Genomic DNA, 16,919 nt, shown 5'->3' with positions numbered 1-16,919 from the left:
TTGGATGTTATAAAAAGTAAAGTAGGAAGGCGCGGAAATGCTCGCTAATGATCCCATTGCAATGAATGCAAGAAAACAAGCACTAAAAGATTATGCTCGTCAACAGCTGGATGCGGAATATCAGGGGTGTCCCTTTTTTGTGATGGCACCACCGGCGTCGGAGATGGACACACAGGTAGTCACTGCGTCATTCGCACTGGCGGAAAAACTGAACAACAGAATCTTCTCTATGGCGGCGGCGTCTTCGCTGCATCGTTTGTCGTTGTTTTCCGCCTGCATCAAGTATCTCGCATTTCTACACTGTCGTGAGCCAGAGGGGAGCTTGACTTGGGCCATCGGGGTGGAAGACATGACGGGGAACATAACATCGGCGGCTTTATCCGCAGGCTGTCCCGCCGACGTTTATCTCGTTCCCGCCAAATGGTGCCTGACGGAGGCGGAGTTGGCGCAACCGGTGAAACGTCTGCTTGGTGATGAGCTTGCACAATGGAAGCAAGTTGCTGTGTTGACATCCGGTATGTCGCCGCAATCAGTGTCTTCTGTCATGTCACAATTGCCGCAAGTTCTGGTGGGTTACTCTGAAACGCAGGTGTCCTTTGAGAACATGGATACGACGAGCTATTCACTGAGCATCTGGATTCAAGCCCGCCCCGAGGAGACCTGTCTGCACATGCGATTCGACCCGGGGAGAGTGGACGCAGAACTGATGTCGCTTTTGATGGATCGCTTGGCCTTGTTGTTGAGTGGCATGGTGTTTGAGCCAGGTGCTCTGCTCGCATCAATGCTCTGGACGCCTCAGCAAGAGCAAGAACGAGTTGCCGCTCTGTCCGCGCCAGTGCCGGCGCAGCCACTGATGTACCAAAATGTAGCGCAGGCCATCACGGCTTCGATCCGCGACAAAGCTGAAACCCTGTTTCTGGAAAGTGATGGTCAGACTGTTAACTTTAAGCAGTTAGGGCAGTATACGGAGGATTTATTAACAGATCCCCATTTGCCCCAGTGGGAATCATTAGGCGATTGCGTGCTTATCGTTGGAGCCAAGGGCGTGGAAATCACGCTCGCTGCAATGGCATGCATGCGCATCGGTAAGCCGTTTTGTCTGCAATCGCACAGTGCTCCGGAAAGGCAGTTATCGGACATCGTCGAGTTGCATAACACCAAGACGGTTCTGTTGCAGGAAAATTTCTGCGAGATGGAAGAGTTCTTCCACACTCGGGGCTGTCAGGTCGTCATGCTGCCTCACTATGATCCGGCTTCTCTGGCCGGTCTGGCGTATATAGCGGATGCGTCAGCCTTGGCGGCATTGTTGCACAAAGGTGAGGCGGTCAACCCTGATGATGCATTGTGCGTGTTGATGACCTCCGGTAGCGAGGGCAAACCGAAAGGCAGTGTCAATACTCACAGAGCATTACTCAATCTCAGTTATGAAAAGCAAACCCTGTATCGCACAGCTGACGCCAGAGTCGCCTCCATGGCGAACCACACTTTTGACTACTTTGTACTGGAGTGTGTCGAGTGTCTGACGCAGGACATCGTATTGGTCATGCTGCCGGAAGAGGCACGCATAGACGCCGGGAAGTGTGTCAAATTCCTGCGGGAAAACCGCATTGATCTGTTGTTCACCACGACGGTGTTGGCGGAAGAGATCATGGTGCAGGGTGATATTCCTGGCTTACAGCAACTGTATTTCGGTGGTGAAAGTCTGCGGACGTTTCAAAAGAATAACTACGAGCTGTTTAATGTATATGGTCCCAGCGAAACTGGCGTTATTACCACCTATTTGCCCATAGTGCGTAATGACCAGAAAATGACTGTCGGTAAGCCGGTGAGCGGCTGCCAGTGTGTCGTGGTGTTTCCCGATACCTTAGAGCCATGCCCAATCGGCGTGCCGGGTGAATTGTTGATAGGTGGCGTCGGAGTGGGTGCAGGTTACATTAATCGCCCGGATCTCACAGAGAAGGCATTTATATACCTAGATACTGAATGGCTGAAGGGGAAATATTATCGCAGCGGAGATCTCTGCTGCTGGGACATCCAAGGAGAGATTGAAATCCTGGGGAGGCACGATCGCCAACTAAAAGTGAACGGTTTCCGTGTCGAACTGGACGCAATTGAAAAGAGCATACTGGACTTACCGATAGTGTCCCAAGTGGCGGTTATCGGCATAGAAGACAAACGGGGACACGCCCGTGTGGGGGCCTTCATCGTTGCGATGGACAGCTGGGTAACGGAGCAAAATATAAGGGAAGCGTTATTAAGCCGGATACCGGCTTATATGGTTCCCAGTCAGATTATTTTGGTGTCGGAATTGCCGCTGACACGCAATGGCAAGCTGGATCGGCAGGCGCTAAAACAAATACTTGGCAAAGCTGCGCATGGCGATATTGTTCGGCCCAACGGCCCAACCCAAGAATGGCTAGTGACCTGTTGGGCGCGGCATTTGGAACTGGAGGTTGATGCGCTGTCGGTAGACAAAAGCTTTTTCGCTTTGGGTGGACACTCGTTGCGGGCAGGGAGAGTTCTGGCGGAAATTCAACATGAGTTTGGACAGGTCGTGTCTTTATTGACGTTTTTCCAAAACGATACGATCGAAAGTCTGGCGAAAATAATCGACGCCCAACTTATCGATGAAGACAGCATGACGATGAACGGCTTCTCTCGTCTGCTGGAAACGGCTTCCCTGCCTTCGGTTGACGGGCGTGGGCCGTTATCGGCGCAAGAAGCCCGGCTTTATGCGCAATATCGTCTGCATCCGGAATCACTGGCTTATATTCTGGCTCTGGAGATCCCTTTATCGCATGAAGTCTCCGCTGACACAGTGAAACGAGCACTACAAGCTCTGATCGATCGCCACGATATTCTGCGCACTCGATACCGCATAAATAACGAAGGGATTCCCTATGCTGAGATATTACCGTCACTCGCGGTTGATCGGGTGTTGATCGATGCGCGGAACTTGTGGTTGCAAGTGCAGGTACGGGCTTTCGATTTGGGTGAGGGCCCTCTGCTGAGAGGCTATCTACAGGAAGTGAACACGGAGCACGCCTGTTTGCAGTTGCAAATCCATCACATATTAGTGGATAAACCTTCACTGGAAATTCTCCAGAGCGAGTTTGAGCAGTTGTTGGCGCAGGCATCGCTGGCTCCTGTTGTGTTGAGTTACCGGAGCTACGCTATGGCATTGACGGACGCCCGTCAGTGCCAGGTTTGGGAACAGGCCGGGACATTTTGGAAAAACTATCTTGAGGGGCTTGAGTTCGATCCGTTCGGGCATGGCGCGGTGGACGCTGGCAGCAAGATGGGAACTGTATCCTGGTGCCTGTCGGCGGCGAACATGGCAGAAGTGAAACGTCTTTGCGGGACATTAAATGTAACCTCGGCTACGCTCTTCCTGGCGGTGTGGGGCCTTGCCGTAGCGCGTGCGGGGCGTAGCAATGCATTTTCCATTTCAGTGGCTAATGCGTTTCGTCCAAGGCGCACGCTGGAGACGGTGGGTATGTTCGTTTCATTATCCCCTTGCGCATTTCGCTTTGATCAGCAGACAGGGACTTTGGATGAATTTATCAAAAAGCTGGCGGGTGAGCAGTGGAGTGCGGTTGATCATCTTTTTTTCCCGATTGAGGAAGCCTTTGCGTTGTTCAGTCGTGATCCGCGGATGTTTGGCAGCAATCCGTTGCTCAATGTTGCTTATTCCTACATTGACATAGCGGAGGGGGAGCATGAGGTGCCGGGCGCAGACGATTCATCGGTGGAAGCGCACGGGCCGCTTAATCTTGCAGTAACCCATAGCGCGCAAAGCTGCCGACTCACTCTGGAGTATCAGGTTGACACCTTCACGGATTCACAAATAGAAACTATCGCAATCCGCTATCAGGAAATCTTGCAGCAAGTCCTGAGTCACGACCCTTACACTTTGCAGGTTGATGAACTGATCGTGTCCACCGGGGCGGTTAGAAAGGCGTTTCGGTCGGTTCAACGGCGTGAGTCATATACCCAAATTGATGCAATGCTGATTAACGCGTTTTTGACATTGGCTGACCGGCCAGCGGTTATTGACGACGAAGGCGTTGTCACTTGGGGGGAGTTCGCCGAGTTGACCGCTGTGTATACGCGGGCCTTAAACCAGAACACGATCCGGCGGGCGCTAATTTTGGAGCGTCAGGGGCGTCGGTTACAGGCGTTTTTGGCGGCCTGTTTCCTGACGCGCACGACCTATCTGGCGCTGGAGACGGGAACGCCGGAGGAACGTATTAAGGAAGTTATCCGCCATGCGGAGCCAGATCTCGTGGTTAAGACCGGCGCTGTTGCGCCGGATGGATGCGCTCAATCGCAGGATAACGCTATGGTTGATCTTCCTCCCATAGATTGGTGCGATTTTCAAAGTGTGAAATCCCGCGACGATAATCCTATCGCATGGATACTGTATAGCTCCGGCACGACCGGCAGACCTAAAGGCATTTGCGTCGCTGCGCATACGGCGGCGCAATATGTGGATTCTCTTGTCAATACGCTGGGGTTGAAACAAGGATTGAGGGTGGCGCAGCAGTTTTCTCCCAGTTTTGACGGTTATCTTGAAGAAGTTTTGCTGGCCTGGGCGTTGCAAGGAACGAGCGTAGTGGCCGACCGCTACAGTTTGCTGAATGAGCGCAAGGCGAGGGCGTTTTTAGCTCACTACCGGCCCGATGTCATTTCCGCCGCTCCTGCCCTTGTCTCTGCCTGGAACCGTATGCCGGATTTGGAACCCTTGCCCAAGGTTTGTATCTCCGGCGGTGATTTCCTCGCCGCTGGAGATATCAGCCAGTTGCTCGAACGGACGCAGATTTGGAACAGTTATGGCCCCACGGAGACCTGCATCGCCGTATCGATGGTGAATTGTGCGCGGTTGGCGTCAGGAACGGCGCTTTCCATCGGCGAACCATTTGGTCACGTCGCCTTTGCCGTGGTTGGCCCGGATGGCATTCGGCTCCAGCCTGGTCAATGGGGAGAGCTGGTGATCTATGGGGATTTTGAACGTCATGGTTATCTGAATGATCCGGCGCTTACCGCGCGTAAATTTGGTCGGGACGATCAGGGGGATTTCTTCCGCACCGGCGATTTAGTAATGGTGGATAAAGACGGACTGTTTTACCTCAAAGGGCGCATGGACGATAGCTGTAAGGTGAGGGGCAATTTTATTGGTCTGGGCGAACTGGAGAACAAAGCCGGACAATATCCGGGCGTGACCGCGGCGGGTGCTGCGGTGGCGTTCGCCGGAACGCCGGAGGCCTGCTTGGTTCTGGCGATTGAAGGAGAGATGAGTGAAGGAAAAGCCAATATTCAATCAGGTCTGCAACAGTATCTGGCCCGACATTACCCCCGATCCCATCTGCCGTCAGCGATATTTCCGGTGACGTATTTGCCCCGAACTGAAATAGGCAAGCTGGACCGGCAGCGGATCGTGGCGCTGTTTCAGGAGTGGAGCGAATACGCGCATCAAACTATGGAAGAACAGGTTTCGATGATGGACGAGGGGCTGCAAAAGCTGATCACCTGCTGGAGGAAATGTCTGGAATATAAAGGGGCGTTGACACTGGACTCCGACTTCTTCTTGGTGTCCGGATCGTCCCTGAGCGCTGTACGTCTGGCGTGTCAACTGGAAACGCTGTTCGGTATTACGTTCAGCCCTGTCGATGTGTTCCGCAACGCCACAATCGGCGAACAATGGTCGTTGATCAAAGGACGGCGGGAGCTTCATAGGGTGCGCGACACACTATTAGAGGAGCGTTTCCTGAATGCTGATGAGCCGGGCATTCCCAAACTCATGCTGCTGCCACCGGCGTTAGGTGGGCTGATTGAATTGCAGGCTCTGGCGGACAAGCTGGCGGGGCGAGTGACAGTATCTGTTTTGACGACAGAACCCGGTGCCGTCGAAAACCTGCCGGAGCAGGGGTTTAAAGAGGCGTTGTTAAGTACTCTGACGTCACGCATTGAAGCGCAGGGTACCCATCCGTTACGGCCGCTGTGGCTGGGAGGCTATTCCCTCGGGGCTGAGATATTGGCGTCATTGCTGGAGCAACAACCGGAATTGTCACAACACATCAACAAGCTGGTGTTTCTTGATCCCAATCTGCAAACCGAAGTGTTCGGCGGTGATGAGTTGTATTCGGAGTTCGTTGAATTCTTTCGCGGCGTTAATTGCCTGACCTTCGATAGCGCCGGTATTAATGTTGAGACGTTACAGAGGGAGTTCCCTGCGCTTTACCAGGAATGGTGCTATTACCGGTTACAGCACCGGATCCTTGAAGAGAGAACATTCTATGAACGGATTTTGGCTCTGTCGTTAAAGAATGTCTCCGTCACAATGTTTTTTTCCGACGACGCAGACGGAGAGTGTATTGATGGGCTTACGCAAAAACTAAAAGGATGTTGCTCCGTCCATCGCAAAAGCGGCGATCACTTTGAATTCGTTAAACAATTAACTCCCAATGACTTTATAGACCCGGAACAAGGTAAGACATGATGAGTGCAGAAATAAGAGAAGATTTGGATATCGCCGTCGTCGGTTTGTCAGGTCGATTTCCGGGTGCCGGAAACTGCGGTGAATTTTGGCGAAATCTGCTTATGGGAAGGGACGGGATCTCTCGCTTTACGGAAGATGAGTTACTTAAAGCGGGGCATGACGCCAGCAAGATACGCAATAAAGATTTTGTGCCAGTCAACGGTGTGCTTGAAGGCGCGCAGTATTTTGATGCGGAATTTTTCGGCTACAGTCAGGCGGAAGCGGCGCTTTTGGATCCGCAAACCCGTTTAATGATGGAGTGCGTCTGGCATGCTCTGGAGAACGCTGGTATCGATCCTGATAAACGGGGTCGCAATATCGGGCTGTTCTTGGGCGCGCGCAGCACGGTGCAGTGGACCATGCAGTCGATGTTGTCCGAACAGGTTGAGAATGTAGGTGGCTTTCTTGCCTCTCAGCTGTCTAATAAAGACGCGATGAGCACGCTGATCTCCTGGAAGCTGGGGCTGGAAGGCCCCAGTTTCACCCTCCAGACTGCCTGTTCAACCAGTTTGGTTAGCGTGCATCAGGCCGTGCAGAGTTTGTTGAGCGGCGAGTGTGATTTCGCCGTCGCTGGTGGAATCAGTCTGTTGTTGCCGCAACAAAATGGGCATACCTATCAAGACGGCATGTTGTTCTCAAAAGATGGTAAGACCCGTGCGTTTGATGCGGAGGCCACCGGCAGTGTGTTCGGCAGCGGCCTGGGAGCAGTGGTATTGCGGCGTGCAGGGGACGCTATCGCCGATAAAGATCCTATATGGGCTATTCTCAAAGGTTCCGCCATTAATAATGACGGCGCTCGCAAGGTAGGCTATACCGCCCCCAGTGTTAAGGGACAGGCGGAAGTGATTCGTTCCGCGTTGCAGATGGCAGAAATCGACGCTGCGGAGCTGGATTTTATCGAGTGTCATGGAACGGCGACCTCTTTGGGAGACAGCATCGAGTTCATGGCGTTGCGTGAGGTTTTCAATGAAGCGGGATCTTCCGTTGGTGCAGTGGAGACCTTGAATCCATGTATGTTAAACCAATGCGCGCTGGGTGCCGTTAAAACCAACATCGGACATCTGGACGCCGCTGCCGGCATCGCCGGTTTCATCAAAATGGTGTTGGCGCTCAGACACGGCGTGATCCCGCCTACGTTGCATTTCCAACGCCCTAATCTTCAGTTGGAGTTTGAGCAGTCGCCGTTTTATATCAACACCCGCGCTGAACTCTGGTCTTCAAAAGAAGGGAAATTGAGAACCGGTGGCGTCAGTAGCTTCGGCATCGGCGGAACTAATGCGCATATAGTGCTCCAGCAATATGCTTCCCCTCTGGAGGCCAGTGATGCGAGCGGCGACGATAAAGCGCCCGAAGTCTGTTTTTTCCCGTTTTCAGCTAAAAACAAAGCTTCTCTGGCGCTGCAATTGGCGTCGGTATCCCATTGGCTGGTATCGCAAACCGGTTCGGATTTACCTGCGTTGTCCCATACCTTGAGCAAGCGACATAATTTTCCGTGTCGAGTGATGTTCGCGGCGGATTCGAAGTTTGCTCTGATGCGACAAATTGAACAATATCTGGCGCTTGGTGAAGAGGCCGATGTTCTGGCATTGATTCGACAATCTTTGGAAAAACAAGTCTTAGAAACGACGTTGCCAGATAATCTCTCAGAGAAGCTTGAGGCTATTTCCAACTGGGTGTCCGGTAAGACGAAAGAGCTTGGAAAACTTCTTTTCAACCCCTTTAACGGACAATTGTTAATGGATGTGCCTGGATATGCTTTCATTCGCGAAGAGCATGGCGCAGGGCACATTGCGGATAAGACTTGGGCGCAAATTGCTAACATTGTTGCTGCACCCGACGGTAAAAGCTTGTCTAAAAACGCGCCGGGTCTGCTGGTGCCATTCTGGCGGCCGGTACGCTTGCCGGGAGAACCGATGCAAGAGGATAAGCCGTACGTCGTACTGCTGGTTGACCACTCTTTAGCGTTTTTTACCAGCGGGTTGGCAGACAAAAATCAGATTGAGTCAGTCAGCCTGAATATGCTGTGCCCGGCACAAGTACGAAGTGCTCTCGCGGGGCTGTCTATCGGCTCGCAAAAGGACACATCTCTGGTGTTGTCGCTGGCGTTCCCGACGGATGGATTTTCCTTTTCTCCAACTTCGCTCCAAATCTTATCTGAATTGGGCAAGACGCTTGCAGAGGCCGATTTCTCCACATTTACTTCTGTGCATATTTACTTGATCACCTCTTATTTCTCCAGAACAGGTGATAGCGAACGCCTGACCGAATCCGTATTGACGATGGCAGCTCTTAAGGCGTTGGCTTTAGTGATGCCCCAGGAGATCCCTGGCATTAATTGCGCGTTTTTGTGTATTCAGAATCCAAGTGCGGATTGGACGCCTACGGTTCTGACTGGATTGTTGCAAACTCCACTGCACGGGCCTTTGAAGCTTAATGACGAGGGGCTGTTTGTTGAAGATTTCCGTTGCCCGGATGCGGAAGAGAATGAGGTATTGGATGAAGCGCGCTTCACGGGGAAAACCTATGTTATAACCGGTGCCGGCGGCAGAATGGCCGGGGCGATGGCGAAGGTGATTGCACGGCGTTTTCAGGGACGGCTGGCGTTAATCAGCCGCCAGTCTGCTGATTCTCCTGCCATGAAGCGCTTGCAGGAGGAGCTGAAGGAAGCGGGTGCCGGGGCGGTGGAGATTTTCCCGTATGCCCTGGAGTCAGAAGCCGATGCATTGGCGTCGTTTGAGTCCATTCGTCATCGTTTGGGCGATATTAGTGTGGTTATTCACGCTGCCGGCGTCACGGATGGGGACTCTTTTTCTCCGTTGGTTCAGCTCAATGCCGACCATTACCGCGCACAACTTGAGCCAAAAGCCCGGGTGGCGGAAGTTCTGGCCAAAGTATTCGAAAGTATTCCTGTCGAATATTGCTTCGTAACTTCTTCTATGTCGACGTTTTTCGGCGGTATTGCACATGCGGCATATGCTACGGCCAACCTGTTCCTGGACAGTTGGGGACAGATTCAAAACAGAAGACCATCGGGGCCTCGTTGGGTCGTTGTGAACTGGGAAACCGTCCACTTTGAAGCGGATCCTCGAGGCGATACGTTTGTTTGGGGCGTCAACGAAGTCGCTTTCGCCGGCGCTGAGTTTCCTGCCTTGTTCGAGCGTAGCCTGCGTGAATACGACCACGAAAACCAGAAAATATTCTCTGCCGGCCAGTTTATGGACAGGTTGTACGCCTGGGGAGGAAGGCGCACCTCCAGTGGCGACCGCAGAGCGCAGTTAGCAGGTGGCGTCAAACTAAAGCCCAGGCCGGAAACGTTGACCTCTGTTTATCAACTTCCCGCTAATGATATACAGAAGGAAATCGTTGCTATATGGAGCGGCATTCTCGGCGTTGATGGCATCAGCATCGATGATAGATTTATGGAGCTGGGTGGCGATAGTCTGAAAACCATTGTAATGGCGGAAAAAGTGTATAAAAAACTCGGTAAACGAGTTTCCATTCAGGATTTTTTCGTGCAACCCACCATCCGCGAGATTGAACGGCAGTTTCTCAACGACCAAGAGGCTTCCCATCCGGTCTTGCTGGCTGTCGATCTGTCTGAACCGATTGTCGCCAGTGCAGATCAGGAGTTGCTGTACATACATCAGACAACTTTTACCGACGCCAGTTATAACATGCCTGTGGCTTTTCAATGTCCGAGTTCGGTCAGTGCGATCTCTATCGCCGCAGCGATAGAGCAGGTTGCCGACAGGCATCCGGTGTTGAAATGTCTGTTTAAAAGACAGAACGCCAATCTGATGATGTTGCCTCAGCTTGACGCTAAAGTCAGCTTGACCGTGTTTGAGGCTGGACCGACTCAGGAGGAAAACCTTGCTCGCCTCGAACAGTTTGCCAGAACGCCTTTTGATATGCATGCTGAACTTCCAATTCGCGCCATGGTGATAAAAGACGCAGACGCAGGCCGGTTTCATCAGGTGCTGATCGTCGTTCACCACATTGTATGCGACGCTGTTTCTCTGGGCATCCTCGCCCATGATTTTCAAAGCAGGCTTGAGGGGCGGCGGTTAGCTGCACCGGAGTATAGTTTCGCCGCATATCGACGCCACCAGTTAGAGTCCGGAAATGAGGATCAGGTACGGAAAAATAAAGCCTATTGGCTTGCCAACCTGTTGCCTTTGCCAGCGCCGCTGGCGCTGCCGACAGTGGATGATTATGACGGGCATGTCGGTACTGAAAGTCACCGGGGTGTAACGCTGGTCAAAAGTCTTTCGCCACAAACTAGTGAAGAAATTAGGTGCTTTTGTAGTGAGCTTGGTCTGCCCACGTTTACCTTTTTCCTCGGGACGTTCGGCGTGTTGATGACGAAAATCGCCCGTGCCGAGTCCTTTCTGCTTGGTGTTCCGGTCACGGGACGCACACAGCCGGAAGAACTGACTCTGGTCGGCTATCTTGTCAACATGTTGGCTTTGAAAATTGAGCCGGATGCGGACTTTCTCATAGCGGATTATCTCCTGGAGCTTAACGCGCAGTGGTCTGAAAGCGCGCCTTATCAAACTTATCCGATGAGCACACTGCTGGAAGATCTGAGTGCTGAACGCTATTGCCAAAGCCGTCAAGGTAAGCATCCGCTGTTTGACGTGGTTTTCGGATATCTGCCCCTGAGTTTGAACGGTGCCGATGAAGCGGCCTGGCGGTCTGGATTTTCCCGACTTGAACTGGCGTCGGATACAGCCAAGTTTGATTTGTTGATGGAAGTGTCTGAAACCGGAGAAGTCTTTGATTGCACTATACAGTTTCGTGAACGCATGTTTAGCGAAGCAACCATTGCGGCGGTGTTTGAGTACTTCTTCACTTTGATAGATGAGGTGCTTACTGATCCTGACGTGGAAATACAGGCACTGCTCAAGAGCCTCGGCTATGAGCATACGCTGGATGAGTCTGCTCAGGCGATCGACCGGGATGTGGATTTAGAGTTTAATTTTTAGGGAGGGTGAAACATGAGTTTTTTCGGCAATACATGGAATGCGCTCGGCGATATCGCGATGTGGACGTTCGAAGAAGTGAGCATTTATCGGCGCAGACAGGGGGGGCAACGGGAAACTGGAAGCAACGACGCGCTGGCACGCCTTGAGGCGGCCGAATACCGCAACGTGGAGAAAGTCTCGGATATTTCCATCACCGAGTTCAGCGAACGCTACTTGATGAAAAACGAGCCGGTTATTATCGCCGATGGTTTAAGAGACTGGCGAGCGCAGCAGATTTGGAGTTTTGACTACTTTTGCCAGCAGTTTGGCGATATGTCCGTGCAGTTGCAGGATGCCGGATTCAAACCGAAAAAGTGTGTCGAGCTGCGAACCTACCTGCGGGAGATCGCTTCATTGCCTGCCGTTGAACTGGGTGAGATGGGGAATGACCATGATTATTTGCGATACACCTACGACTCGTTTTTTAAACACCTGCTGCTCACTTGGGGATTTGGCAATTGGGTGAATACTAACTCGTTCAGTTTCCTAGCATTTCAACATATTCAGGAACATTGGCGCAGACCTTATTTCCTGCCGGATGGCGGTTATAAGATCCCTTGGGTTCAGGTGGGGTCTCTGCATCCCAACAAACGGATGTGCCAGGATTGGGGACTCTACTTTTCCGCACCGGGAGCTTGCACCCGTTTACACGTCGATGGTATGCGGACCAATGCGGTGTTGTGCCAAGTAGAGGGCAAAAAAGCGGGCTGGATCTTTTCCGCCTCGCTTGAAGATGCGGTCAGAAACGCTGCCGAGGGCCGTGCTGCTTCATCACAACCCGCTGGTGGGGAAAATCAGAGAGGCCAACCTCACAGTGAAGATCGAATATGGCGATTCGATTTGTTGCCGGGTGAGATCATGCTGATACCCAAAGGACTCGCTCATGAGGTGCATACCTTATCGCCCAGCATTTCTTTGACTTATAACTTTGTCACCAACCCGGAATACCGGGATTACTTCAATTTCAAAAGCGAGCGCGGCTCTGGATGGATAGCCAGCGCGCCAATTGCTGCCGTTCCGGAGTTCGCTCTCATTCACCAGCGCAACCCATTCCCCATCAACACAACTAAAGGGCTTAACCTTGTCTAATTCAGTTTTATTTCCTGCGATTAAAAGACCGGAGGCCGAAGTTCAGCTGGTGTTTTTACACCATGCAGGTGGTTCCAGTTACCCTTATCTGCAATTGGCTCACAAGCTATCCGGATTGATTGAAGCCTATTGTCTGGAACTGGCGGGCAGAGGCGCACGCATTTCCGAGCCTTTCCAGTCGGACGTTGAAACTGTGCTGTCCGATATCCTTGCTGCGATAAAACATTTGGGATTAGGAGAGGATAAACCCTTGCTGTTGTGCGGACACAGTTTGGGCGCGGAGCTTGCCTATCAGACTGCGTATAGACTTGAGCGCGAAGCGCCTGGAAAGAAGCTTAGCCTCATTATTTCCGCGCGTAGCTTTGTCGAGCCTGACGTCTTGGGGAGTGAGCTGCATGACGCGTTGTCGGATGCCGATATATTGCACCTGCTTGAACAGTATGAGGGAACGCCCTCAGAGATTCTGGCTGATCCTGAGTGGCGACAATATGTGATTAGCGTAATGCGAAATGATTTGCGTTTGCTGGCGTCTCTGTCCAGGTTGCCTAAGCCGGCGTTAAATGTCCAGGCTCATTTGGTGGGAGGTGATCAGGACCGTCGTGTTCCTGTTTCCCGGCTGGCGGAATGGAATCGGGTATTTACTGTGCCGGTGACGCAAAAAATTTTCACAGGAGGACATTTTTACCTGTTTACCCATGATGAAGTGATCCCATGGATCGAAGAACGAGCCAGAGAGTTGGCAGAACAAACTTCCGTTCGTCTTTCCCACGGTTCTTTAACTGAGCGCGATTGTGTGCTTAATGATTCTAACCAAGCCGAGTAAGAAATATGTCTTTATTTTCACAAACGATAACTGACTTCTGGCGGACACCATTTTTGAACGGAGACGTTCTTTATCGTGATGAAGTCTTTACTGTTGTTATCAACCCTGAACTGAGAGAAGACCGTCGGGTCATGGTGCTGGAAACTTCCGATGGCCGGATTATGGCGGTCCTGACACCGGCGCTGGCCGATAAGTTAAGCCTGTATCAGCGACAAGATCTGTCTGAGTCGATGTTTCGCCGGAAATTGAATGAAGCGGGAGTCACTCTGCATGGTGCAGACTATCTTTTTTATTTTTCAGAAGCGGATAAGAACGTATTGCTGCAAGAAAACCTAGAAGGTGTCTTGCGTCGGTTAACAGAGCAAGATGATGCGGTTTTCTCCGAGTTCCAGTCCTCCGCTTCGGAACAAGACTTGGACGACGCTTATGTGGAATTGGATCACTGGGCAGTGTTCGGTTCTTTTGAGCAAAAACGTCTGGTCAGCGCCGCCAGCATGTATCCTTGGGAGAATGCGCCAATTGCAGATCTCGGCGTACTGACTCTAACGCCCTTTAGAGGAAAAGGTCACGCTCGCAAAGTAGTACGTTCAATCAGCAAGTACGCCTGTGATCAGGGATATGAACCTCAGTACCGATGTCAGCTTGATAATCAGACGTCTGTGTCGCTGGCTAAAGCGGCGGGTTTAACGCTATTTGGCAAGTGGGAAGTGATCTCTCCCGATTCCACTGATTGAGCGATGGTTGTAATCCAAGAAGTGAACCTGAAATAGAAACCTGTTAAAACTCAATAAGAAAGTAGTCACTATGTCAAAACTTAAAATAGCCGTGGTTGGCGGCGGAAATATTGGTTCCAGTCTTGCTTTCGATTGTGCTCTGAAGGGGCATGATGTGGTTGTTATTGAAAAAGACGCGCTCTCTTGCGAACAGAGCAGGGCGCGCATCACGGAAACTGCCGGCTACGCCCCCTTATTCAGCCCGCTCGCCAAAGGAAAAACACCTGAGGAGATACTGTCCAACATCATCTGGTCGCAGGATTTGCAAGCCGTGTCCGATTGTGCATTTGTGGTGGAAAACATCACGGAAAATATAGCGCTTAAACAGTCGTTATATGCGCGAATGTCTGAGTTTATCGCGTTCGATGCAGTGCTGGCGGCGAACACTTCCTGCATTCCTATCACTAAACTGGGTTCGTTCCATAAAACGCCCTCTCAGGTGATTGGCGTGCATTTTATGAATCCGGTTTATCTTAAGCATACCGTAGAGGTTATCGTCGGCCTTAACACTTCCGAACAAACCAAAGATCGATGCCTGGAGATCCTGGGTATGTTGGCTAAAAAAGCTGTTGTGGTGAAAGACGGCCCCGGTTTTGTCTCCAACCGGATTTCCCATTTATTTATGAATGAAGCCGCTTTCACCATACAGGACGGCGTAGCTCAACCCGCGGACGTGGACGCCATATTTAAAGAATGCTTCGGCCATAAAATGGGGCCGCTCGAAACGGCAGACTTGATTGGCATTGACACGGTGGTAAATTCCCTCGATGTGCTCTACCAGATGTTTCAGGATTCAAAATACCGGGTTTGCCCACTGATGCGGACAATGGTCGATGCAGGTCATTTGGGACGTAAATCCGGCAGGGGCTTTTACACTTATTAAATATTAGATCCTTTGCGGATCAGATAATCACTTTAAATACGTAGTGTATATGTTAATAACAACAAGCCACCTGATTTGGTGGCTTTTTTGTCGCATCTCACATTAACCGCCTCTGTGAAGTGAACTCTTATGTATGGGTTAGTGTCTAACATTATTTAAATAGTTTTGAATGGTTAGAAATAAAAAAATTGGAGTGTAAATGTATTATGAGGAAATTAATATTATTGATTTTACTGCCATTTTTTGCATTTGCTAATAATGGTGCCAAAAGAGATAAGAATATGAACATCTCTATTGTAGATGGTGAATATTCTTGCAAGGTAAGAAGTGCTCCTGACGGCGGGGGGCATTTAATGAGTTAAATAATCAGCCAATTATAGGGAATGCAATATTAAATATATTCGGAGACGGCTCTCAGAAAAAAATAAAAATTGATATTCCAGATGTAAATAATACCTTTGAGTTCTCTGCTCCGTTAAAAGAAAAGAATTCCCTGATGATCAGTTATGTTATGGCTGGTAAGAAATCAATGTCTATAGTAATGGCGACTGAGCAATACGGAGTCAATGTACTTCTGATGAGAAAATCTCTGGATGATGGAGTTAATATAGTTTTGACAAATTGCCTGTTGAATAAATCCGGTGATTCGGCTAAATCCCGTTAGATCTTCGTGTATCTTGTCAGAAAAGCATCGCAAGCGGAAAGACAAATAGCAATGCTGAAAGAAATAGTAGATAAGCAAGATAAAATGATTAGTGAATTATAAGAAATTAAGCGTAATTGATTAAGGAGTAAAGGATGTTAAAGAAGGTTGCTGTTGTTTTGTTTCTGGTGTCTTTTGCTGCCAATTCTGCCAGCTTTGACTGTACAAAAGCGGCCAGTCAGGCTGAAAAGCTAATCTGTTCGACCACCACATTATCCCAAGCTGACGATAGCCTGTATATTGATTACCTTCAGGCGAAATTGGCTACAGCCAACAATGCAGACTTTAAAGCGTTGGCAAAACAAAATTGGAAACTTCGTGAGAAATGCACAACGGTTGAATGTCTTCAGAATTGGTATCAACGGTCATCTGAAATGTACAGAAGAATTGCAGCGAGTAAAACAACAGAGAACTGCCATGAAGAAGGGCAAAAAATAACTCTTGATGGCACGTTACTAAGGATCACCTATCCTGGCCCACCAAATTACGAAAGTGTGGAAAACGGGGATGACCCAGAGACTTATTGGGTGCTGCAACCGGATAAGGCGATAGGATGCGCTAAGGGTGCACCAGAATGGGGGGATCGTAACTTTATGCAACTGGTAGTCCAGTCTGAATTTTATAACGAGTATCGAAGCCTTGTCGGGCGCCGTGTGAGCGTAACTGGAACTATTATGTATGCGATTTCCGGACATCACCATACACCAATCATGCTCGAAACCCAGCGGATTGAAGCTGCTAAATAATCTAGAGGTAGTAACGCAGGAAGTTTTGTTGAATAATATTAAATAAAGCCTCTATGGGGCTTATTTTTTACCCATTGAAGTTGATGATAGATATTTATTGAATTGCGGGAAAGGATGAAAGGAAAAATATTTTCAGATGTTAAATGTAAATTTTGAATATATTTTCTATTCCGAAATATTGAAATACTTATTTCTGTCAATTATATAAAACAGTTAACCTTATAAGAAATAGGAATGCCGCATTATTCTTTTTCTGAACTAGACTTTGATTGGTGTGAATTGAATAGGGAGTGTTTTTATAATAACTTAATATGTTTATTACATGATAAAATCATTTAAT

7 protein-coding genes are annotated in these 16,919 nt (G+C 50.1%); all 7 read left to right on the top strand.

The genetic code is table 11. The features are described from left to right. Positions 1-37 precede the first annotated feature (37 nt). The 7 genes from PTE_RS14835 to PTE_RS14805 all read left to right on the top strand — a co-directional run bounded on the left by PTE_RS14835 (position 38) and on the right by PTE_RS14805 (position 16,579). Complete coding sequence (locus PTE_RS14835; protein ID WP_036847942.1) at positions 38-6,499, top strand: AMP-binding protein; 6,462 nt, start codon at positions 38-40, stop codon at positions 6,497-6,499. Continuing rightward, a complete protein-coding gene (locus PTE_RS14830; RefSeq protein WP_241826074.1) occupies positions 6,496-11,523 on the top strand; it encodes a type I polyketide synthase in 5,028 nt (1,675 codons plus the stop codon). The genes PTE_RS14835 and PTE_RS14830 overlap by 4 nt, the downstream gene beginning before the upstream one ends. A gap of 12 nt (positions 11,524-11,535) precedes the next feature. Further along, complete coding sequence (locus tag PTE_RS14825; RefSeq protein ID WP_051477416.1) at positions 11,536-12,651, top strand: cupin-like domain-containing protein; 1,116 nt, start codon at positions 11,536-11,538, stop codon at positions 12,649-12,651. Beyond that, positions 12,644-13,474, top strand: coding sequence for a thioesterase II family protein (locus tag PTE_RS14820; RefSeq protein WP_036847940.1), 831 nt, complete (start codon positions 12,644-12,646; stop codon positions 13,472-13,474). Before PTE_RS14825 ends, PTE_RS14820 begins: the two co-directional genes overlap by 8 nt. 53 nt (positions 13,475-13,527) lie before the next feature. Continuing rightward, positions 13,528-14,208 (top strand): GNAT family N-acetyltransferase, encoded by a 681-nt coding sequence (locus PTE_RS14815; protein WP_241826073.1) that lies wholly within the window; start codon positions 13,528-13,530, stop codon positions 14,206-14,208. Between the two features lie 70 nt (positions 14,209-14,278). Continuing rightward, positions 14,279-15,130: a 3-hydroxyacyl-CoA dehydrogenase family protein gene (locus PTE_RS14810; RefSeq protein WP_036847937.1), complete on the top strand. Its 852-nt coding sequence runs from the start codon at positions 14,279-14,281 to the stop codon at positions 15,128-15,130. A 798-nt stretch (positions 15,131-15,928) separates the two neighbouring features. Then, positions 15,929-16,579, top strand: coding sequence for a DUF4431 domain-containing protein (locus PTE_RS14805; protein WP_036847936.1), 651 nt, complete (start codon positions 15,929-15,931; stop codon positions 16,577-16,579). Positions 16,580-16,919 lie beyond the last annotated feature (340 nt).

It is taken from the genome of Photorhabdus khanii NC19, from assembly GCF_000517265.1.
GTDB lineage: Bacteria > Pseudomonadota > Gammaproteobacteria > Enterobacterales > Enterobacteriaceae > Photorhabdus > Photorhabdus khanii.
The sequence above is the reverse complement of the archived record's forward strand: the minus strand, read 5'-3'. Positions and strand labels throughout refer to the sequence as shown.

Coding starts and splice junctions, on each gene's coding strand:
- PTE_RS14830 (WP_241826074.1), top strand. CDS start 6,496: ATGATGAGTGCAGAAATAAGAGAAGATTTGGATATCGCCGTCGTCGGT.
- PTE_RS14835 (WP_036847942.1), top strand. CDS start 38: ATGCTCGCTAATGATCCCATTGCAATGAATGCAAGAAAACAAGCACTA.
- PTE_RS14810 (WP_036847937.1), top strand. CDS start 14,279: ATGTCAAAACTTAAAATAGCCGTGGTTGGCGGCGGAAATATTGGTTCC.
- PTE_RS14805 (WP_036847936.1), top strand. CDS start 15,929: ATGTTAAAGAAGGTTGCTGTTGTTTTGTTTCTGGTGTCTTTTGCTGCC.
- PTE_RS14825 (WP_051477416.1), top strand. CDS start 11,536: ATGAGTTTTTTCGGCAATACATGGAATGCGCTCGGCGATATCGCGATG.